The sequence below is a fragment of the Bradyrhizobium sp. MOS002 genome, from assembly GCF_003020115.1.
In the GTDB taxonomy this organism is placed as follows: Bacteria; Pseudomonadota; Alphaproteobacteria; order Rhizobiales; family Xanthobacteraceae; genus Bradyrhizobium.
In genome coordinates this window covers 652,330-672,172 of the sequence record NZ_PYFX01000002.1, presented here as the reverse complement: position 1 = coordinate 672,172, position 19,843 = coordinate 652,330, and the positions used below count along the sequence as shown (strand labels likewise).

16 protein-coding genes are annotated in these 19,843 nt (G+C 64.3%); 3 read left to right on the top strand and 13 right to left on the bottom strand.

Going from position 1 to position 19,843, the window contains the following annotated elements; translation table 11 throughout:
* Nucleotides 1–48 precede the first annotated feature (48 nt).
* From C7G41_RS07815 to C7G41_RS07770, 10 genes are all read right to left on the bottom strand, one after another.
* Complete coding sequence (locus C7G41_RS07815; protein WP_106941990.1) at nucleotides 49–333, bottom strand: cupin domain-containing protein; 285 nt, start codon at nucleotides 331–333, stop codon at nucleotides 49–51.
* A gap of 36 nt (nucleotides 334–369) precedes the next feature.
* Nucleotides 370–1,467, bottom strand: a complete 1,098-nt coding sequence (locus C7G41_RS07810; RefSeq protein ID WP_106941989.1) for a calcium:proton antiporter — start codon at nucleotides 1,465–1,467, stop codon at nucleotides 370–372.
* Between the two features lie 50 nt (nucleotides 1,468–1,517).
* Nucleotides 1,518–2,999 (bottom strand): sodium:proton antiporter, encoded by a 1,482-nt coding sequence (locus C7G41_RS07805; protein ID WP_106941988.1) that lies wholly within the window; start codon nucleotides 2,997–2,999, stop codon nucleotides 1,518–1,520.
* Nucleotides 2,953–3,750 carry an alpha/beta hydrolase gene (locus C7G41_RS07800; protein WP_106941987.1) on the bottom strand — a complete coding sequence of 266 codons (798 nt, stop codon included), beginning with the start codon at nucleotides 3,748–3,750 and terminating at the stop codon, nucleotides 2,953–2,955. The genes C7G41_RS07805 and C7G41_RS07800 overlap by 47 nt, the downstream gene beginning before the upstream one ends.
* Before the next feature lie 162 nt (nucleotides 3,751–3,912).
* Entirely contained in the window at nucleotides 3,913–5,310 is a 1,398-nt protein-coding gene (locus tag C7G41_RS07795; RefSeq protein WP_106941986.1) for an NAD(P)(+) transhydrogenase (Re/Si-specific) subunit beta, read from the bottom strand.
* A gap of 42 nt (nucleotides 5,311–5,352) precedes the next feature.
* Nucleotides 5,353–5,670, bottom strand: a complete 318-nt coding sequence (locus C7G41_RS07790; RefSeq protein ID WP_018453812.1) for a proton-translocating transhydrogenase family protein — start codon at nucleotides 5,668–5,670, stop codon at nucleotides 5,353–5,355.
* Between the two features lie 11 nt (nucleotides 5,671–5,681).
* Entirely contained in the window at nucleotides 5,682–6,809 is a 1,128-nt protein-coding gene (locus C7G41_RS07785; protein ID WP_106941985.1) for a Re/Si-specific NAD(P)(+) transhydrogenase subunit alpha, read from the bottom strand.
* Between the two features lie 137 nt (nucleotides 6,810–6,946).
* Nucleotides 6,947–7,099: an aa3-type cytochrome c oxidase subunit IV gene (locus C7G41_RS07780; RefSeq protein ID WP_007596280.1), complete on the bottom strand. Its 153-nt coding sequence runs from the start codon at nucleotides 7,097–7,099 to the stop codon at nucleotides 6,947–6,949.
* A gap of 142 nt (nucleotides 7,100–7,241) precedes the next feature.
* Entirely contained in the window at nucleotides 7,242–10,208 is a 2,967-nt protein-coding gene (locus C7G41_RS07775; RefSeq protein ID WP_106941984.1) for a cell division protein, read from the bottom strand.
* A 294-nt stretch (nucleotides 10,209–10,502) separates the two neighbouring features.
* Entirely contained in the window at nucleotides 10,503–12,425 is a 1,923-nt protein-coding gene (locus tag C7G41_RS07770; RefSeq protein ID WP_106941983.1) for a M3 family oligoendopeptidase, read from the bottom strand.
* A 127-nt stretch (nucleotides 12,426–12,552) separates the two neighbouring features.
* Between C7G41_RS07770 and C7G41_RS07765 the strand changes: the two genes are divergently transcribed.
* From C7G41_RS07765 to C7G41_RS07755, 3 genes are all read left to right on the top strand, one after another.
* The gene (locus C7G41_RS07765) at nucleotides 12,553–14,046 is read left to right on the top strand and encodes a sigma-54 dependent transcriptional regulator (protein ID WP_106941982.1); all 1,494 of its coding nucleotides are present in this window, start codon (nucleotides 12,553–12,555) and stop codon (nucleotides 14,044–14,046) included.
* A 347-nt stretch (nucleotides 14,047–14,393) separates the two neighbouring features.
* Entirely contained in the window at nucleotides 14,394–16,550 is a 2,157-nt protein-coding gene (locus C7G41_RS07760; RefSeq protein ID WP_106941981.1) for a murein L,D-transpeptidase, read from the top strand.
* A 289-nt stretch (nucleotides 16,551–16,839) separates the two neighbouring features.
* Nucleotides 16,840–18,462, top strand: coding sequence for a DUF882 domain-containing protein (locus C7G41_RS07755; protein WP_245446463.1), 1,623 nt, complete (start codon nucleotides 16,840–16,842; stop codon nucleotides 18,460–18,462).
* 19 nt (nucleotides 18,463–18,481) lie between these two features.
* Here the strand turns inward: C7G41_RS07755 and C7G41_RS07750 are convergent, their stop codons facing one another.
* The 3 genes from C7G41_RS07750 to C7G41_RS07740 all read right to left on the bottom strand — a co-directional run bounded on the left by C7G41_RS07750 (nucleotide 18,482) and on the right by C7G41_RS07740 (nucleotide 19,752).
* The gene (locus C7G41_RS07750; protein WP_106941979.1) at nucleotides 18,482–18,907 is read right to left on the bottom strand and encodes a hypothetical protein; all 426 of its coding nucleotides are present in this window, start codon (nucleotides 18,905–18,907) and stop codon (nucleotides 18,482–18,484) included.
* Between the two features lie 60 nt (nucleotides 18,908–18,967).
* Nucleotides 18,968–19,240 carry a DUF2312 domain-containing protein gene (locus C7G41_RS07745; protein ID WP_007596286.1) on the bottom strand — a complete coding sequence of 91 codons (273 nt, stop codon included), beginning with the start codon at nucleotides 19,238–19,240 and terminating at the stop codon, nucleotides 18,968–18,970.
* A 209-nt stretch (nucleotides 19,241–19,449) separates the two neighbouring features.
* Nucleotides 19,450–19,752 (bottom strand): DUF1244 domain-containing protein, encoded by a 303-nt coding sequence (locus C7G41_RS07740; protein WP_007596287.1) that lies wholly within the window; start codon nucleotides 19,750–19,752, stop codon nucleotides 19,450–19,452.
* Nucleotides 19,753–19,843: the final 91 nt, after the last annotated feature.

Sequence of the window (19,843 nt, the reverse complement as noted above, 5' to 3'; positions counted from 1 at the left end):
AGTGAGGGATCAACTGCGACGGATCAATGGCAAAGGGGTACGCCGGAATTACGGCTTCAGCTCGACCTCAAGGAACACGATCTCGGTTGCGGTTTCGTTAAGCACGTCGTGCTGGACGCCGGCCTTGCGAAAATAGGATTTTCCGGCCGCGAGCTGTGCCTTGGACCGCTCGCCATCGGGCGCCACGATGGTCATTTCCCCTGCGACCACGGGAACAATGACGTAGTCCATGCCGTGGGTGTGATGCCCCGTGGCGCTGTTTGGCGCGAGCCGCCACTCGGTCACCCGAACCTGCTCATTGTCGATCTGAACTTCGGACTTGGCGGCAAGCATCGGAACTCTCCTGGGGCAATCATCCGGAAAACCGGTTCAGGGCACGAAAACCATGAACACGTAGACGGCAAATACCACCATATGGACCAGCCCGAACAGGACATTGGTCCTGCCCGTACCGAAGGTCAGCATGCTCAAAAAGAAGGTCAGGAGCAAAAGCACGCTGCCCTGCTCGCTGAGGCCGAGCGTGAGTTCCTTGTCGAGCGCATAGGTGGCGACACCGACGGCCGGGATGGTCAGCCCGATGGTGGCGAGCGACGAGCCGAGCGCAAGGTTGATGCTCTTCTGGAGGTCGTTCTTGCGGGCCGCCGAGACCGCCGCAACGCCTTCCGGCAGCAGGATCAGGAGCGCGACCAGAAGTCCGGCAAAGGCAGGCGGCGCACCGATCCTGGCCCCGACGGCGTCGACCACCAGCGAAAATTTCTTGGACAGCAGCACAACCGCCAGCAGCGCAATCAGCAGCAGCACGACGCTGAGCACCAAGGTCCGGCCCGCGAGATGCGCCTCGCCGCTCCCGCCGCCCGCCCGTTCGTGAACGAAGTAATCCTTGTGCAGCACGGTCTGGGTGTAGAGAAACACCCCGTACAGCGCGAGCGTGACCACGTCGACGAAGCCGAGTTGAACCGCCGAATAGACCGGACCCGGCGTGGTGGTCGTGTAGTTCGGCATGATCAGGGTGATGGTCGCGAGCGCGAACAGCACGCTGAGATAAACGTTGGCGCCGGAGAGCTGAAAGCCCTGCTCGCGATAGCGCAGGCCGCCGATGAAGATGCAGAGCCCGACGAGGCCATTGCAGACGATCATGACCACGGCGAACACGGTATCGCGCGCCAGTTCCGGGGCCGGCTTGTCGCCCAGCATGATCGTGGTGATCAGCGCAACCTCGATGATGGTCACCGAGAGCGTCAGCACCAGAGTGCCGTAGGGTTCGCCGACCCGCTCGGCGATGACTTCGGCATGATGGACCGCGGCAAACACCGTGCCGAACAGGATGACGAGGAGCACGATGGCGAAGACGAGCCCGCCGAACGACAGCGTGAACTCATAGGCCGTCGCGCTGACGGCCGCGAACAGCAGCACGGCCAGCGCCGGAAAGATCCAGGCCGACCGAGGCATCGGATTATGCGCGCTCATCCATCGGCTCCAATTGTCTCGGTCGAGCAGTAGCAAATCGGGCGGCAGATTCAATGCCAGCGCAGGATCGGAGCGAACGGCAGCAACGTCAGCAGCACGAACAGCGGGATCAGCACCGCGCTGGCGCGCGCGAAATAGCCGAAGAAGCTCGGCATCTCGATGCCGTTCTCGCTGGCGATGCTGCTCACCATGAAGTTCGGCGCATTGCCGATATAGGTGAGCGCGCCCATGTAGACTGCGCCCATGGAGATGGAGGCGAGCGTGCCCGAGAGCTCGTGCATCAGCACCTGCGGGTCGCCGCCGGCGAGCTCGAAGAACAACAGATAGGTCGGCGCATTGTCGAGGAACGCCGACATCAGGCCGGTGAACCAGAAATAGGCAACCTCGCGCGGCGTGCCGTCCGGCGCCGTCACGGCCGACAACAGCCAGGCGAACGCACCGTGGTGGCCGGCATCGAGCATGGCGATGACGGGGATGATCGCGATGAAAATGCCGGCGAACAGCTTTGCGACTTCGCGAATCGGCTCCCAGGTGAAGCCGTTGGCCTGCCTGTGCTCGTCCGGCGTCAACCACACCGACAGGGCCGCTATGGCCAGCAAAGCCGCGTTGCGGGCGATGTCTTCCAGCTCCAGCCTGGTTCCGAGGATGTCGAAGGCGATGCCGGGCTTCCACATCGCCGAGGCCAGCAGGCTCGCGACGACGGCTGCGATCAGCACCAAGTTGACGAGGCCGCGGATACGGACCGGCTTCGCGGCGCCGGCGGCGCCGAGCAAGGGTTCGCTACGGAAGCGCCAGACGTCGATGACGACGAAGATCGCGAGCAGCAGTCCGGCAACGATCGCGGTCTGCAGCCAGATGGTCCGCGTGGTCCAGAAGAAGTCGACGCCATGCAGGAAGCCGACGAACAGCGGGGGATCGCCGAGCGGGCTCAGCGCGCCGCCGACATTGGCGACCAGGATGATGAAGAAGATGACGACATGGGCGTTGTAGCGCCGCGGCCGGTTGGCGCGGATCAGAGGGCGGATCAGGATCATGGCCGCCCCCGTGGTGCCGACGACGCTCGCCATCACCGTACCGAGCGCGAGGATGCCGGCGTTGGTCGCCGGCGTCGCCCTGATGTCGCCCGTCACGAGAATCCCCCCGGCGACGACATAGAGCGAGAACAGCAGCACGATGAAGCCAAGATATTCGGCGAGCATGGCGTGAACGAGCGCCGCCAACGTCGCCATGCCCCCGGCCAAGATGACGAGCGAGGCGAGTGCCAGCAGCGACCAGACGGCGGCGATCTTGCCGTAATGATGGTGCCAGAATCGTGCAAACAGCAGCGGCCCGAGCGCGATCGACAGCAGCAGGCCGGCAAAGGGCAGCGCATAGGGCCAGCGCATCGCCGCGCCGTCGAGCCCGGTCGCCGCCCATGCGTGCTGTGGCAACAACACGACGAGGATCGCGGCGATGAACCCGCTCCCGCGCCGAACGACAAGCCGTCTAGAAAACAATGAAGCGCCTCGCCGTTTCGATCGCACCGAACGCATCGAGATTGTCATGTCCGCCGCCCGCAAAGCGAACGAACTGCTTCGGTTCACGCGCGAGCGCGAACAGACGCTCTCCGAACACGATCGAAATGGCAAGGTCATTGGTGCCATGCATCACCAATAGCGGCACAGTGACGCGCGGGATGCGCTCGTCGGAATGAAATGGATCGCGCATCAGCAGCCGCACCGGAACGAACCAGAACGATGAAGCTGCAATGTCGGCGGTCGATGTATAGGGAGCTTCCAGGATGAGTTTTCCAACACGATGCTCCGAGGCGACCGCGACCGCCACGCCGGTCCCGAGCGAAAAGCCCCAGGGGACGATTCGCTCCGCCGCGTAGCGCGCAGTGGTGAAGGCGTAGGCGGCCGCGGCATCGCGCAGCAGGCCCGCTTCGCTCGGCGCCCCGCTCGAGCCGGCATAGCCGCGATAGGACAACGCGACGAGGCCGGTGCCGTCCGCCGTCATGGCCTTGAAACGGCTGATGCGACCGGCGAGATAGTCGCCATTGCCCGGAAAATACAGGATCATGGGACGACCCGGCTTCGCCGGCACGTGCCAGACGATGACCTTCTCGCCATCAGAGGTGGTCAGGACGTGCTCTTCGGCCTCAGGGAGGCCTGCGGCGTCCGGCCCGGTGCGGCCGACGGGCGGGATCGGAAACAGCATCTCGCGCTGCCTGAGATACAGCACGAGGAGACCGGCGCAATAGACGGTCACGAGCAGGATGGCGATCCACTTGATGATGGTCATGATGACGCGGCCCGGCCCCCGTTCAGGGCTTGAACCGGCTCCGCAGCAATTTCATGACCACGCCCGAGGCGCGCCGGAACGTCGCGGCAGCCGCATGGGAGCGGTGTACCAAGCGACGCGCAGTTCGCGCGTCGCTTCGGCAATGGCCCGGTTGCTTCCGCGTTACATCGCCTTGACGATGTTCTCGGTGACCTTCTTGGCGTCGCCGAGCAGCATCATGGTGTTGTCGCGATAGAACAGCGGATTGTCGATGCCGGCATAGCCCGAAGCGAGCGAGCGCTTGATGAACATCACGGTGCCGGCCTTCCAGACCTGGAGCACTGGCATGCCGTAGATCGGCGAGGTCTTGTCCTCTTCGGCCGCCGGATTGGTGACGTCGTTGGCCCCGATCACGAAGGCGATGTCGGCCTGCGCGAATTCGGAGTTGATGTCCTCGAGCTCGAACACCTCGTCATAGGGCACGTTGGCTTCGGCCAGCAGCACGTTCATGTGGCCGGGCATGCGGCCGGCGACCGGATGGATGGCGTATTTCACCTCGACGCCTTCCTTCTTCAGGATGTCGCCCATTTCGCGCAGCGCATGCTGAGCCTGCGCCACCGCCATGCCGTAGCCGGGCACAATGATGACCTTCTGCGCGTTCTTCATGATGAAAGCGGCGTCGTCGGCCGAGCCGAGCTTGGCCGGCTTCTGCTCGCCGCCGCCACCGCCCGCCGCCGCGGTCTCGCCGCCGAAGCCGCCGAGGATGACCGAGATGAAGGAGCGGTTCATCGCGTGGCACATGATGTAGGACAGGATCGCGCCGCTCGATCCCACCAGCGCGCCGGTGATGATCAGCGCGGAATTGCCGAGAGTGAAGCCGATGCCGGCCGCAGCCCAGCCCGAGTACGAGTTCAGCATCGAAATCACGACCGGCATGTCGGCGCCGCCGATCGGGATGATCATGAGCACGCCGAGCGCCAGCGCGATGATGACGATCAGCCAGAAGTCGAGCGCGCTGCCCGACATCACCAGCCCGACGATGAAGACGACGAGCGCGATCGCCAGCGCGATGTTGATGATGTGTCTGAACGGCAGGATGATCGGCGCGCCGCTCATGCGCGCGGACAGCTTCAGGAACGCGATCACCGATCCGGTGAAGGTCAACGCGCCGATGGCGACGCCGAGCGACATCTCGACTAGGCTCTGCGGATGGATGTTGCCGGGGCTGCCGATGTCGAAGGCCTCCGGCGCGTAGAACGCACCGGCGGCGACCAGCACCGCGGCCATGCCGACCAGCGAATGGAAGGCGGCGACCAGTTCCGGCATCGAGGTCATCGGCACGCGGCGGGCGATCACCGCGCCGACGCTGCCGCCGATCGCTATGCCAAGGATCACGAGGATCCAGGCGAGGCCGTCCGCCGGCGGATGACTGGCCAGCGTGGTGGCGACCGCGATCGCCATACCGATCATGCCAAAGAAATTGCCCTGCCGCGATGTGGCGGGGCTGGACAGCCCGCGCAGCGACAGGATGAACAGCACTCCCGCCACGAGATACAGAACTGCAGCCAGATTGGCGTTCATCTCAGGTCCCCTTTGTCTTCGTCACCCCGAGGTGCACGCCGCTTACTTCACCTTCTTCTTGTACATCGCCAGCATGCGCTGGGTGACAAGGAAGCCGCCGAAGATATTCACGCAGGCGAAAATGAGCGCGATGAAGCCGAAGCCGCGCGCCCAGCCCGAGCCGCTCGAGATCATGCCGACGCCGACCGCCAGCAGCGCGCCGACCACGATCACGGAGGAGATCGCATTGGTCACGCTCATCAGCGGCGTATGCAGCGCAGGGGTCACCGACCACACCACGAAATAGCCGACGAAGACGGCGAGAACGAAAATCGACAGCCTGAAGACGAAGGGGTCGACGACCTGTGCAACATGCTCCATGACGGCTCTCCTTAAACCTTCGGCTGGAAGTTCGGATGGATGACGGCGCCGTCCTTGGTCAGCGCGGTGGCCTTGACCAGTTCGTCCTCCCAGTTCACCGCCAGCGATTTGGTGGTCTTGTCGACCATCGTCTCGATGAAGTTGAACAAATTGCGCGCGTAAAGGCTGGAGGCCGACGCCGCGACGCGGCCGGCGACGTTGGTGTAGCCGACGATCTTGATGCCATCGACCTCGGCGACCTCGCCCGCCTTGACGCCTTCGACATTGCCGCCACGCTCGACGGCGAGATCGACCAGCACCGACCCCGGCTTCATCGATCTGACCATGTCGGCCGTGACGAGCTTCGGCGCAGGCCGGCCCGGAATCAGCGCGGTGGTGATCACGATGTCCTGCTTCTTGATGTGCTCGGCGGTGAGCGCGGCCTGCTTGGCCTGGTACTCCTTGGACATTTCCTTGGCGTAGCCGCCGGCGGTCTGCGCGTTCTTGAATTCCTCGTCCTCGACGGCGAGGAATTTCGCGCCGAGCGATTCGACCTGCTCCTTGGTCGCGGGCCGGACGTCGGTTGCGGTCACGACGGCGCCGAGACGGCGCGCGGTCGCGATCGCCTGGAGGCCGGCGACGCCGACGCCCATCACGAAAACCTTGGCGGCAGGCACGGTGCCGGCCGCGGTCATCATCATCGGGAAGGCGCGTCCGAAGGCCTCGGCGCCCTCGATCACGGCGCGGTAGCCGGCAAGGTTGGCCTGCGAGGACAGCACGTCCATCACCTGCGCGCGCGTGATGCGCGGCATCAATTCCATCGCGAAGGCGGAGACGCCGGCATCGGCGATCGTCTTCAGCGCGGCCTCGTTGCCGTAGGGGTCCATGATGGCGATGACGAGCGCGCCGCGCTTGTACTGCGCCAGCTCGGAGGCTTCCGGGCGCCTCACCTTGATGATGATGTCGGCATCCTTCAGCGCGTCGGCGCTGACGGTGGCGCCCACGGCGGTGAATTCGGAGTCCGGCAGGCCCGACTTGAGGCCGGCGCCCGGCTCGACGGCGATCTCGGCGCCCAACGCCTTGAACTTCTTCACCGTATCCGGCGAAGCGGCGACACGCGGCTCCGACGGATCGATTTCCTTGGCAACGGCGATCTTCATGGGCCCTCCGGCGACGCGGGAAGAAGCGCGCACGCGAACTTAGCGTTACTCCCGCAACGTTGGATACCGGTTTTCAATCCGGCTTCATTGCAAATTTTATGGGCACCGACGACGCTGGCGGTGCTGCAGGCGATGGATCAGGTCAGGAAGATCGCCATCAGGATCACGATAAGCGCGACCGAGACCGTGCCGTACTTCACCAGCTTGATGAAGCCCTCGTAGGTCTGCTCGTGGGCAACGTAGTCGTTGCCGTCGGCGGTGCTGTACGCCACTTCGCTATGGTCAGCCATGAATTGTCCCCAGTCGAAAGTCGAATTTCATGGCTGGGATACCGCAAACTTCCGGGCAGAGCAACGGCACGGAGGCGCGGTTTCCCGGCAAATCAGGTCATTTGGAATTCCGATTGGCGGGAAAGCCCGGCGCGAGCGCCTCTCAACCCTGATCGATCATCGTGCCGGTGATGCTCACGGCCGCTCGCTGGGGTCCCGGAAGACCGAGCGCCTCGCGGACCGCGTCGATCGCCGGCTCACCTGGTTCGGTGAATCGAGCCATCCGCGGGGCCGTCCCCGGACCGACCGCCACCGCATGGTCTCCGGCCAGGAAGCCATGGGTCATATGGAAACCGAGCGCGCGATAGACCTCGAACTGCTCCTCCGAGAAGAACTGATCGCCGGTGGTCTCGTGGGGGAACGTGTCGTTACGCCGCGCGTAGTCGCGGATGTAGTCGTTCTCGTCGCTGGAGAGCGAGGACTTGATGTAGACGAGATAGCCCCTGTCATCGCCGCCATAGTCGATGGTGCCGATGGCCACATGAACGTGCTCGCCGGCCTCGTCCGGCGTCTCAGGAGAGGCTCGTGTGGACTTCTTGTCGGCGTTCTCCGCCATGATGGTGCGCGTGCGGTCGCGGATCGGCATCCACGGCAGATCGATCCGGACGCCGAGATCGATGCGGGCGTAGCGCTGGAGCTTCATCAGCGAGGAGAAATTCATCGCGGCGTCGGCTTCCGCGTCGACCACGACGATCACCCTGCAGCGCCGGCGCAGCAGCTCGTAGACGCCGAGGTTTTCGATGTGACCGCCGTCGGTGAGGTAGACGCCGTCGCTGTTCTCGTAGAGACGGCCCGAGATTTCCGACCACAGGAAGAGTGGCGTGGAGCGGCGCTGCGGCCGGACAGTGGCCTCGACATAGCGCGGATTGCTCAGCCAGTAGCCTAGCCGCACGTTCAACAGCGCGAGCGTCGGCGTCAGCGCCCTGATTGAGTTCGAACCCATGTTTGACGACGCCGCCGCCCCCGAGATCGCCATTGCGGTGGCGAGGTCGAGGCTTTGCTCAAGGTGCTCGACCGCCGGGGTCTTGGCGTAGCGCGTCGCCTCGCTGCCGACATAGAGCGGCGAGAACACGAAGAAATCGGCATTGCGGCCGCGCCGGTTGGCGAAGTCCGACCCCTGGATGTTGAGCGCCGTGTTGATGAGATGATAGGGCGCCCCCAGCTTCCGCGCGGCAGGCCGGTCGCCCGTCGCGACCTCATCATTCGCGATCGCATAGAGCTCGCTCAACCTCATGCGATCGAGCGGCTTGAAATCGCGCCCCTGATCGAGGCTCGCTTCGGCGCGCGCGATATTGCCGTCTGCCGACCGACCGGGATCGAACAGGAAAGCCTTGCTCAGCCGGTCGCGGTACAGCCGGTGGAGCGAGTTCGCGTTGGGCGTCAGCGACCACGAGATCGCAAACAGCAGCAGACCGACGAGCGTATACAGGATCACCACGGGCAGGCTGTGCGCATAGCCGGAGCCTTTATCCGACCAGTGGAATTGTCGTGCGACATTGCTCGCGGCAAACCTGAGCCAGGCCGGAACGTGCGACGTCGGCGTCAGCCAGTCCTTGGTCGCGGTCGTTGCGGCAGCCGTCGGCGTGATCTCGGCCGAGAAGGTGCCGGCGCTCGCGTCGAACTCGATCTTGCCCGACAGATTGCCCGACGCGGGCACGGTTGATTTGTTGGCCGCAAGGCAACCCTTCTGCGCAAGGACGGTCAGAGGCGCCTGGCATTTTTCGATCGGATCGTTGGCGATGCCCCAATAAGACAAGTAGAGAAAGGCGACCCAGATGATCAGTGGCAGCGCCAATCCGGCGATCCACAACGCGACCTTGGCAATGATCGCGAGCACCAGCGAGCCCCATTGCGAGGATACGCTGTCGCCCTTCAGGAATTCGGCGAACTGCTGCCTGAAAGCAGTAACGAACACACCGATCGGCGCGGCAATCGCAGCCAGCGACTGAATCCAGGTGACGGCGACACCGCCGACCGGCCCGCCGATCGCGCTGCTGTCGGCGACATCGAACATCTGCGACAGCATGAAGGGCTGGAATTCGAAGAACGCAATCGCGGCAAGCAGGACCAGGAAAGTCGCGCCGGCGGTCGGCCAATGCGAGCGGAACTCCTGACGCTTTTCGGGACTTGCAAATGACTGCTTGAGCGCCCAGCCGAAGAACAGGGCGACGCCGATGATCGCCGTTGCCAGCGTCAGCGCGAAATGCGCGATCTGAAGCACGCGCGCGAAGTCGCATGCGATGCCCAGCAGGAACGCGATGGCCGCAGCATACGTCAGGAAGATGGTCGGGCCGATGCCCCGCTCCGCGCGGGACCTCAGATAAGCGATTCCGCCGACAGCAAGCAGTGCCAGTGCGACCATCGCTCCGATCGCGGTGAACCCGAAGCGGTCCGCGATCCAGCCGAAATGGTGCAGCTCACACTGCGGCAAAGCGCCTTCGGCAATATCGACGCCGAAGAAATTTGCGACCGTCAGGCAGCTCCGCAGCGGCGTCGACCAGATCGTGACGGCTGCGAGCAGCAGCACGACGGGCAGCGTCAATCCGATATTGGCAATCAGGCCCCGCACCACGATTGCGATCCCGGTCAAGAGATCGCGGAAGCCGGCCGGGATCAGATAGTTGGAATAATTCCTGATATGTCCGACCGACGGCGTATCGCTGATCTCGCTGGCGGTCGCCGTTCTCCCGGCCGACCGCTGGCCGAACACAAAACGCCCTGTCACCGTCATGGTCGTGCTGAGCGAGGTGCCGATGTAGCCGCCGCCCGACACGGTGGAAAGATAATCGATCCGTCCGATTAAATCATGATGGTTCAGCGCCTGGAGCACGCCCAGACACATCGCCGAGGAGCGGATGCCGCCGCCAGAGAGGGCGAGCCCGACGACGTCGAGCATCTGGCACGCCTCTGTGCCGTCCGGATCGACTTGCCGCGCAGCTTCGCGGCGTGTGTTGATCGCCTCGATCTCGTCGCGGACAATCTGCTGGTGCTTCTCGCACCAAGGCGTTTCCTCTTCGAAGGCAGCGGCGTTCCGCGCTCCAGGTGGCGGAACCTGTCCCTGATCGGGCATACGAGCCTCCCCAGCGGCAATAGGGCGATCTGCAATCAATAATTGTAAAAATACAACAGGTATCTAGAGGGTTAGTCTCGCCTCGGGCCCGAACGTTCAATACTGCCAAGCAGGATCTCGAGGCCAGGTCGCCGCGGAGAAATGCGCCGGCCGAAAAATATGGCGCCCCGCCGAAAGATGCATGAAGTTCGCGGCGATCGTTTCAGTCGAGACCGGTTCCGCCACGGACCGCTTCGCAGCCCGCTGGCTGATCGAGTTCCGAACTGAGGTCGCAGCCGAGTTCGTCCACCTGGCTCAGCCCATCGCTTCCAGCTCGTCGATCATGCCGGCGATGACGCTCAGGCCGCCGTCCCAGAACTTTGGATCCTTGGCATCGAGCCCGAACGGCCGCAGCAGTTCGGAATAATGCTTGGTACCGCCGGCGGCGAGCATGTCGAGATAGCGCTCGGCAAAGCCTTCGGCCGCGCTCTCGTAGACGGCGTAGAGCGAGTTCACCAGACAATCGCCGAACGCATAGGCGTAGACGTAGAACGGCGAATGGATGAAGTGCGGGATGTACATCCAGTAGTTCTCGTAGCCCGCCTTGATCTCGATTGCGGGCCCGAGGCTCTCGCCCTGCACCGAGAGCCAGATCTCGCCGAGCCGCGTCGCGGTGAGCTCGCCGTTCTTGCGTTCGGTGTGGACCGCGCGCTCGAAGGAATAGAACGCGATCTGCCGCACCACGGTGTTGATCATGTCCTCGACCTTGCCGGCGAGCAGCGCCTGGCGCTGCTTCGCGCTCCTGGTCTGCGTCAGCAGCCGCCGGAAGGTCAGCATCTCGCCGAACACGCTCGCGGTCTCCGCCAGCGTCAGCGGCGTGGGCGCCATCAACGCGCCGTTCCTGGCCGCCAGCACCTGATGCACGCCGTGGCCGAGCTCGTGGGCGAGCGTCATCACGTCGCGCGGCTTGCCTTGGTAGTTCATCAGCACGTAGGGGTGCGCGGACGGCGTGGTCGGATGCGAGAAGGCACCCGGCGCCTTGCCCGGGCGCACCGGCGCATCGATCCAGCGGTCCGTGAAGAAGCGCTCGGCGATATCAGCCATCTTTGGCGAGAAGCCGCGATAGGCCGAGAGCACCATGCTTCGCGCGTCGGGCCAGCCGATCACGTCGGTCGCAGCAAAAGGCAGCGGCGCGTTGCGGTCCCAATAGGCCAGGCGCTTCCTGCCGAACCAGCGTGCCTTCAGCGCGTAGTAGCGATGCGACAATTTTGGATAGGCCGCGCGCACCGAGGCGACCAGCGCATCCACCACCTCGCGCTCGACGCGGTTGTTCAGATGTCGGGAATCCGCGACGTCCTTGAAGCCGCGCCAGCTGTCGGAGATGTCCTTGTCCTTGGCCAGAGTGTTCGTGATCAGCGCAAAGGTGCGCTCATTGGCCTTGAAGGTCTTTGCGAGCGCCTCTGCCGCGGCCTTGCGCTTGGCGCCGTCGCGGTCCTGCAACAGATTGAGCGTTGGCTCGATCGCGAGCTCCTTGGGCCCGACCTTGAAGCGCAGGCCCGAGATGGTCTGGTCGAACAGCCGGTTGAAGGCGGAATATCCGGTCTGCGCCTTCTCCAGGAAGAGCTGCTCGAGCTTGTCGTCGAGCTGGTACGGCTTCTCCTTGCGCAGATCCTCGATCCAGGGTCGGTAGTGCGCGAGCTCGGCGGCCTGCATCGCGCGGTTCAAAATATCGTCATCGACGCGATTGAGCTCGAGCGCGAAGAACAGCAGGTGCGTCGATGCAGCCGTCAGGCGCTCGGAAACGTCGCCGTAAAACTTTGAAATCGCAGGGTCCACGCTGTCGCCGGCATGAACGAGGCCGGCGTACGAGCCGAGCCGGCCGGCAAGATCGTCGATCGCCTCATAGCGTCGCACAGCTTCAGCGAGCCATTTTCCGCCATCTTCCTTTGCTGTTCCTGTTGCGAGCTTGCCCTTGTAGTCCGTCTCGAACGCGACGCAATCGGCATCCATCTTTGCGAGATCGCGCGTCACTTCCGGCGCATCGATCCCGGAATAGAGGTCGGCGAGGTTCCACTCCGGAAGCTTGCCGGTCTTGCTCGCAGGCTTTGCGGGCGAAGACTTGGAGGACTTTGCCTTGATGACCGATTTCTTGGTGGCTGGCTTGCGGAGAGCAGACTTTTTGAGAGCAGGCTTTTTGAGTGCAGGCTTTTCGGGAGCAGATTTGGAGCGCGAATTCATTGTGTGGGAAACCTGTGTTCAACAATCGCGACGGCGGGCGGGGGCATCAGGATTTAACAGTGCGTTAATCGGCTTCGGCCAGAGTGCCCCGATTCGAGACAGATAGTAGTAGCGTGCGGGGAACACCATGGCTGCCAGTATTTTGATCGCCGACGACGACGCTGTAGCCCGCCGGCTGGTCGAAAACATGGTGCAGAAATGCGGCTATGAGACGATCGTGGTGGACTCCGGCGACGCGGCGATCGCCGCCCTCACCGCCCCTGACGCGGCCATCGACGGCGTAATCCTCGATCTCGTGATGCCCGGCCTCGACGGCATGGGCGTCCTGGCGAAAATCCGCGAAGCGGGTCTCAGCATCCCCGTCATCGTGCAGACGGCCCATGGCGGCATCGACAATGTGATCTCGGCGATGCGCGCGGGCGCGGCCGATTTCGTGGTCAAGCCGGTCGGCCTGGAGCGACTTCAGGTCTCTCTTCGCAACGCGCTCAATTCGTCCGCGCTCAAGGGCGAATTGCAGCGCATCCGTCACAGCCGCGAGGGCCGGCTGACCTTCTCCGACATCATCACCCGCGCCGAGGCGATGGCGGGCGTGATGCGCGCGGCGCAGAAAGCAACAAACTCCTCGATCCCCGTGCTGATCGAGGGCGAGTCCGGCGTCGGCAAGGAGATGTTCGCGCGTGCCATACATGGCAGCGGCGAGCGCAAGGCAAAACCCTTCGTCGCGGTCAATTGCGGCGCGATCCCCGACAACCTCGTCGAGTCCATCCTGTTCGGTCACGAGAAGGGCGCCTTCACCGGCGCCACCGAACGCCACACCGGCAAGTTCGTCGAAGCCCATGGCGGCACGCTGTTTCTGGACGAGGTCAGCGAGCTGCCGCTGAGCGCGCAGGTCAAGCTGCTTCGCGCGCTCCAGGAAGGGGCGGTCGAGGCGGTCGGCGGCCGCAAACCGGTGAAGGTCGACGTCCGCATCATCTCGGCGACCAACCGCAGGCTGCTGGAGCGGGTCAAGCAAGGCCACTTCCGGGAGGATTTGTTCTATCGCCTGCACGTGCTGCCGCTGACGATCCCATCGCTGCGCACCCGGCGCGAGGACATCCCGCATCTGCTCAGGCATTTCCTGGCGCGCTTTGCCGCCGAGGAGAACCGCCCCATCACCGGCATCAGCGGCGAGGCTGTTGCTCACCTCGCCCAGCTCGATTGGCCCGGCAACATCCGCCAGCTCGAAAACGCGGTCTACCGCGCCGTGGTGATGAGCGACGGCGACCAGCTTGGCCTCGACGACTTTCCCCTGATCGCCTCGCAGCCGCATCCAGGAACAGACATTCCGACCGCGCCACTGATGCTGGAGCCGATCGCGGCCCCCTCCGTCGTGTCGGGTAATGAAATACCGATCGCGCCGCTGTCCGTGGCGGGTGCCCTCTCCATGCTGACCTCGACCGGCGACGTCCGGCCGCTGGAGGAGATCGAGAACGAGATCATCCGTTTCGCGATCTCGCATTACCGCGGGCAGATGTCGGAGGTCGCCCGCCGCCTCAAAATCGGCCGGTCCACCCTCTACCGCAAACTCGACGAAGCCGGGGTTCCCGGCCATGGCGGCAAAAGCGGTGAGGAGACGCACTGAGCCTGACGCGAACGGAGGTTCGTACCAGCGGTGCGATACGACTGTAAGCCGTTCGCATGACGACGGAATTCGACTGCGACGTGAACCGTGACTTGGAAGTGACAGACACAGGGAAAAGCGCGTGGCAGAAGCGCACAATCCGTTGCCAAGCGGCTTGCTTGAAGTCAGTTTGTCGTGAGTTGTCCCGGGTAGCGCTGGCCGCGAAATCGGGGCCTGTATATCGTCTGCGTAGGAATCGTTGCGTGCAGGCGTGCAACTTTCGAGAGGCCGGCGCGGTTTAGCCGAAGCTCAATAGGCGATAACGAAGCTGTTCCATGGGGGACAGTTCACCCGAGGGGTGCGACACCATGCGTGACTGTTTGAACCACCGTGCAGGCTTTGACCGTGTCTTGATGACGGTCGCGGCGACCTTCCTCACGGTATCGGCCAGCTCGGCCTTGGCGCAGGATCAGGCGCGCAGCAGCGCTGCAGAACTTGCGATCGAAGCCGCGATCCCGCGCCCCGAACCCGCAAACGTCCCGCCCCCGACCGCATCCGACATCAAGCTCGACACCACCGCCACGGTGGTGGACCCAGCCAAGGAGCCCGCGAAGGAACCTCTGAAGGCCGAAGCCGCTCCCGCTCCCGCGCCGGACAAGGTCGAGACCAAGCCTTCCGACGTCGCCACCACGCCCGCCAACGAGGCGCCGAAGAGCGAGACGGCGAAGACTGAACCTGCGAAGGCTGAGCCGGCCGCGCCCGCCACCGCTGCTGCTCCGGCCTCGGAACCGGTGAAGGCCGCGAGCAACGTTCCCGCCGCCGACCAGCCGGTCGCCGACAGGCTCAAGGACATCATCGGCGCCAAGTCCTCGCGCCATTTCGACCGCAAGAACGAGCGCGCGGCGATCGAGAAGTTTTACGGTGCACGCGATTTCGCACCGGTCTGGACCCAGGCCGGCAGCCTGACCACGGCTGCCAAGGGCGTGATCGCGCGGCTGAAGGATGCGGCGTCCGACGGCCTCAATCCCGCCGATTACCCGGCGCCGGACTTCGCCGCCGCCACGACACCCGATGCGCTCGCCGATGCCGAGCTCAAGCTCACCGCCAGCATGTTCGACTATGCGCGCCAGGCCCAGAGCGGCCGCATGCACTGGTCGCAGGTCAGCGGCGACATCCTCTATCCCGAGCATCCGGTCGACCCGAGCGAGGTCCTCGCCAAGGTCACGACCGCGGCGGACGCCTCGGCGGCGCTCGACAGCTACAATCCGCCGCAGAAGCTCTACAAGGAGCTGAAGGCGAAGCTCGCGGAGCTCCGCGGCCAGGGCAACGGCCCGGCGATCGAGATCGCCGACGGTCCGGCGTTGAAATACACCCCGGCCGGCAAGAAGCAGGCTGAAATCGTCGTTGAGGATCCGCGTGTGCCGCAGCTGCGTGTCAAGCTCGGCATCGCCGAGAACGCCAGCGACACCCGCTATGACGCGGCGGTCGCCGAAGCCGTGCGCAAATTCCAGAACAGCGCCGAGCTCAAGCCGACCGGCATCCTCGACGATAAGACGGTCAAGGCGATCAACACCCCGAAGCGCGACAAGCAGATCGACGTGGTGCTGGTGAACATGGAGCGCTGGCGCTGGCTGCCGCGCGACCTGGGCGTGCCCTCGCTGGGCGATGCCTATGTCATCCTCAACATTCCCGATTACACGCTGAAGGTGATGCAGCGCGGCCAGCAGGTCTGGACCACCCGCGTCGTCACCGGCAAGCCCGGCACGCATGCGACCCCGCTGCTCACCGAGACGATGAAGTACATCACGGTCAATCCGACCTGGAACGTGCCGCCGTCGATCGTCTACAACGAATATCTGCCGGCACTTCAGCAGGACCCGACCGTGCTCCAGCGCATGGGCCTCAAGCTCGAACAGAACCGCGATGGTTCAGTGCACATCTCGCAGCCGCCCGGTGAGGCCAACGCACTCGGCCGCATCCGCTTCAACTTCCCGAACAAGTTCCTGGTCTATCAGCACGACACGCCGGACAAGAACCTGTTCGCCCGGGACGAGCGCGCCTTCAGCCACGGCTGCATGCGCGTGCAGAACCCGGATCAGTATGCGTCGGTCCTGCTCAACATCGCGATGCCGAACGAGAAGTACACGCCGGAACGCATCCGCAGCATGTACGGCAAGAGCGAGATCGACCTGAAATTCCCGACCCCGATCCCGGTCAACATCACCTATCAGACCGCATTCGTGGACGATGGCGGCAAGCTGCAATTCCGCAAGGACGTCTATGGCCGCGACGCGACCATGATCAACATCCTGAAGAACGGCCGCGGCAAGGATCTCGAGAACGTCGTCGCGCATTCCCAGCCGAGCTATTCACGCCCGGCAACGACATTGCCGAACGGCGTGTTGGCAGCCAACAATGGCGGCTCGTCCGGCCCGAATTTCTTCGAGCGGCTGTTCGGAGCCCCGACCCCGCCGCCGGCTCCGGTCGGCCGCCGGCCGCAGCAGCAGCGGGTATTCACCCGCTGAGCCAGGCCCGCCCCGACGCCTGATTTCCTGAAATTCTGCAACAAGATCAGCGACCTCATCCTCTGGATGGGGTCGCTTAACGTTAACCATTCTCCACCTGACCTCGGGCAGCGGGCCTTTTTTTGCCACACTCACCCGGTTAGGTTCGCGCTCTGACTTGGTTTGGGGGCGGGAAGGTCAACCTCGAATTAACCTTCTCGCTTTAACAAAGCGTTCATCCTCTTTCGCGCGCTAACGGGGTTAGCGGGAGAGTCCATTTTGAACGCTCGTCGACTGGGTGGGCTCTAACGTGCTGACTGGAATCGCACGCCAATTCGCGGTGCTGTCGTTGTCCCATGCGGGAGTGAAGGCCGGATCCAGAATCGGCCTCGCTGCCGTATTGCTGCTTGCTGCCGCAGGTTCGGTTCATAACGCCGCCGCGCTCAACGAGACCAAGACGCTCTCCTTCCACCACACCCATTCCGGCGAAGACCTCACCGTCACCTTCAAGCGCGACGGGCGCTACGACGAAGCGGCGCTGAAGCAGATCAACCACTTCCTGCGCGACTGGCGCAGCCAGGACGAGACGGTCATGGACCGTCACCTCTTCGATATCCTCTGGGAAGTCTACCGCGACGTCGACGGCAAGCAGCCGATCCAGATCATCTCCGCCTACCGCTCGCCCGCCACCAACTCCATGCTCCGCCGCCGCTCCTCCGGCGTGGCGCGCTTCAGCCAGCACATGCTGGGGCATGCGATGGACTTCTACATTCCGAACGTGCCGCTGGAGCAGATCCGCTTCGCGGGCCTGCGCCTCCAGCGCGGCGGCGTCGGCTTCTACCCGACCTCCGGCTCGCCGTTCGTGCATCTGGACACCGGCAGCATCCGGCATTGGCCGCGCATGACGCATGATCAGCTCGCCCGGGTCTTCCCTGACGGACGCACCGTCCACGTCCCGACCGACGGCACGCCGCTGAAGGGCTATGAGCTCGCCAAGGCCGAGATCGAGCGGCGCGGCAGCGGCGAGGATTCCGGCAGCAAGTCGAATTTCTTTACCGCCCTGTTCAAGGGCAAGCCGGCTCCGGCCGCCACGAGCAACGACGAGGATGACGAGGGCGCGCCCGCCCCGGCCGCGAAGACTGTCGCGCCGACCGTGGTCGCCGCCGCAACCAAGCCGGCCGATCCGGTGCCGACGCCGCGCGCCAAGCCGTCAGTCGCGGCGACGATTCAGCTCGCCTCGGCCGATGCGCAGATCGTCGCGCTGCCCAAGCCGAAGCCGGCGCCCGTGGCTGACAAGCCGGCCGCCGGTAAATCTGCTGACGCTAGGCCCGAGACCCCCGCCGACATCATCAATGCCCGTGGCTTCTGGGATGCCCCGGCTGCACCGCAGCAGGCGACGCCGGCCCAAATTGCTGCGCTGAAGGCACGACAGGCGCTTGCCGCCGCCACCGATCCGCAGCCGACCGCGAGCGTGTCCAGCGCCGCCTATCAGGCGCTGGCCTACGCGCCGGCGTCCGCCTCGCCGGTCGATCGCGCCAATGTCGTCGCCGCCTCCGCGCCGATCCCGCGCTCCGCCCGTCCCGCCTCCGCGTCGCGCAACGTTGCGCCCGCGACCGAGATCAACACGGTGGTCGGCAAGCGCGTCGACGGCATGGTCGCAACCGCGACCCGGCTCTCCGCAGCCAAGGGCGAAAGCATCTGGCTCAAGATCGTGATGCTGTCGCCGAGCGCCAGCCGCGCGATGTCGGTCACGCTGATGGGCGAGCTCGACACGGCCGCAATGCGCGCCTACTTCGTCAAGCCGCAGTCCGTGATCGCCATGGGGTTTGCTGACGATCCGATGCAGGGCCTGTCCTGCGACAGTTTCTCGGGCAGCGCCACCGCCAAGCTCGATACGACGTCCTTCGTCGTGCGGACGGCTTCGCTGCGCTGAGGCTGATAGCCTAAATCCGCTACCGCGCCTTCCGAGCCCGCCGATCCCGGTGATATGTCAGCGCCAGCGACAGGCAGACCGATAGGTCCTGCTTCGGCAGTCTGCCGGACACGGGCAACAGCAACGCCCTCGTCTGCCGATATTCGAACCGATCGGGAAAGCGTTCGCGAAAGGTATCGACCAGCGTCGTCTTGCAGTTGAACAGAATCGCGGCGTGCGCGGAGTCCTTCAGGCGGCCGAGCCGGATCGTGCTGCCGCTGCCGGTCTCTTCGGTCAGATAAGCAGGCTCGCCCCATTTCAACGTTTCGGTGAGAGGGCCGATGCCTTCATGTGCCGCAGCGGTCGCGAAGATCAGCTCGCGCACCCAAAGCAGCCGCTTGCCGATCGACGCCGGAAAAGCGTCGTAGGCACGCCTTACCTCGCGCGGCAGCAGCGGCGCAGTCACCGCGGTCTCCTTCGATCGACATGGTGCCGTCCTGGCTTTCGCCAGGACGACCGCGATACCTCAGATCATCCCCAGTGCCTGCATGTAGGTCTCGAGGATCGTCTCGGCCTCGGCGCGCTCGTTCGGGTCCTGCTTGCGCATGCGCACGATGGTGCGCAGCGCCTTGACGTCGTAGCCGTTGCCCTTGGCCTCGGCGAAGACGTCGCGGATGTCGTCGGAGATCGCCTTCTTCTCTTCCTCCAGCCGCTCGATGCGCTCGATGATGGACTTGAGCTGGTCCTTGGCAAATTTCGTCGCGGGCTCGTCGTCGCGGACGGCGGCGGAGGTGGCCATCTTGGTACTCCCAATGGAACTGGCAAAACGAGGTGACGCCGGCATCCTCACCGCGCGTGCTGGTTAGACCCTTAGGGTTCGTACCTCTCGCGTTCAAGGCAGCATCGCGCTCGTCCACAGCGCGCCCACACCTTCCTGCGACGTGTCGAAGAAAGCCGTTGCGTGATGCGACTCAACGGCACCGCATATCGGGCTGCTGGCCAAGCCGTTCAGTGCCCGGGATGGACCTTCTTCATGGCATCGAGCTGCTCAGGCGTGGCCGCGCCCTGGTATTTCGACTTCCAGGCCTCGTAGGGCATGCCATAGACGGCTTCCCGGCTCTCATCCTTGCTCAAGGCGACGCCTTGGGCGTCGGCGGCGTCCTTGAGCCAGTTGGAGAGGCAGTTGCGGCAGAAGCCTGCGAGATTCATCAGGTCGATGTTCTGCACGTCTGTCCGCGTCTTCAAATGATCGACTAGGCGCCGGAAAGCGGCAGCCTCGAGTTCCGTTCTGGTTTTGTCGTCGATTGCCATGGCTGGATCCCTCGGCTTTGCGAAATTGGTGTGACCTGGATGGGTCACCCTTACGAGATCAGGTGGGGCCTGTCACAGATTATGCCATATC

Coding starts and splice junctions, on each gene's coding strand:
- C7G41_RS07770 (WP_106941983.1), bottom strand. CDS start 12,425: ATGAATTCGCGCTCCAAATCTGCTCCCGAAAAGCCTGCACTCAAAAAG.
- C7G41_RS07815 (WP_106941990.1), bottom strand. CDS start 333: ATGCTTGCCGCCAAGTCCGAAGTTCAGATCGACAATGAGCAGGTTCGG.
- C7G41_RS07790 (WP_018453812.1), bottom strand. CDS start 5,670: ATGGAGCATGTTGCACAGGTCGTCGACCCCTTCGTCTTCAGGCTGTCG.
- C7G41_RS07785 (WP_106941985.1), bottom strand. CDS start 6,809: ATGAAGATCGCCGTTGCCAAGGAAATCGATCCGTCGGAGCCGCGTGTC.
- C7G41_RS07810 (WP_106941989.1), bottom strand. CDS start 1,467: ATGAGCGCGCATAATCCGATGCCTCGGTCGGCCTGGATCTTTCCGGCG.
- C7G41_RS07740 (WP_007596287.1), bottom strand. CDS start 19,752: ATGGCAATCGACGACAAAACCAGAACGGAACTCGAGGCTGCCGCTTTC.
- C7G41_RS07795 (WP_106941986.1), bottom strand. CDS start 5,310: ATGAACGCCAATCTGGCTGCAGTTCTGTATCTCGTGGCGGGAGTGCTG.
- C7G41_RS07745 (WP_007596286.1), bottom strand. CDS start 19,240: ATGGCCACCTCCGCCGCCGTCCGCGACGACGAGCCCGCGACGAAATTT.
- C7G41_RS07800 (WP_106941987.1), bottom strand. CDS start 3,750: ATGACCATCATCAAGTGGATCGCCATCCTGCTCGTGACCGTCTATTGC.
- C7G41_RS07760 (WP_106941981.1), top strand. CDS start 14,394: ATGCGTGACTGTTTGAACCACCGTGCAGGCTTTGACCGTGTCTTGATG.
- C7G41_RS07805 (WP_106941988.1), bottom strand. CDS start 2,999: ATGCGTTCGGTGCGATCGAAACGGCGAGGCGCTTCATTGTTTTCTAGA.
- C7G41_RS07775 (WP_106941984.1), bottom strand. CDS start 10,208: ATGCCCGATCAGGGACAGGTTCCGCCACCTGGAGCGCGGAACGCCGCT.
- C7G41_RS07780 (WP_007596280.1), bottom strand. CDS start 7,099: ATGGCTGACCATAGCGAAGTGGCGTACAGCACCGCCGACGGCAACGAC.
- C7G41_RS07765 (WP_106941982.1), top strand. CDS start 12,553: ATGGCTGCCAGTATTTTGATCGCCGACGACGACGCTGTAGCCCGCCGG.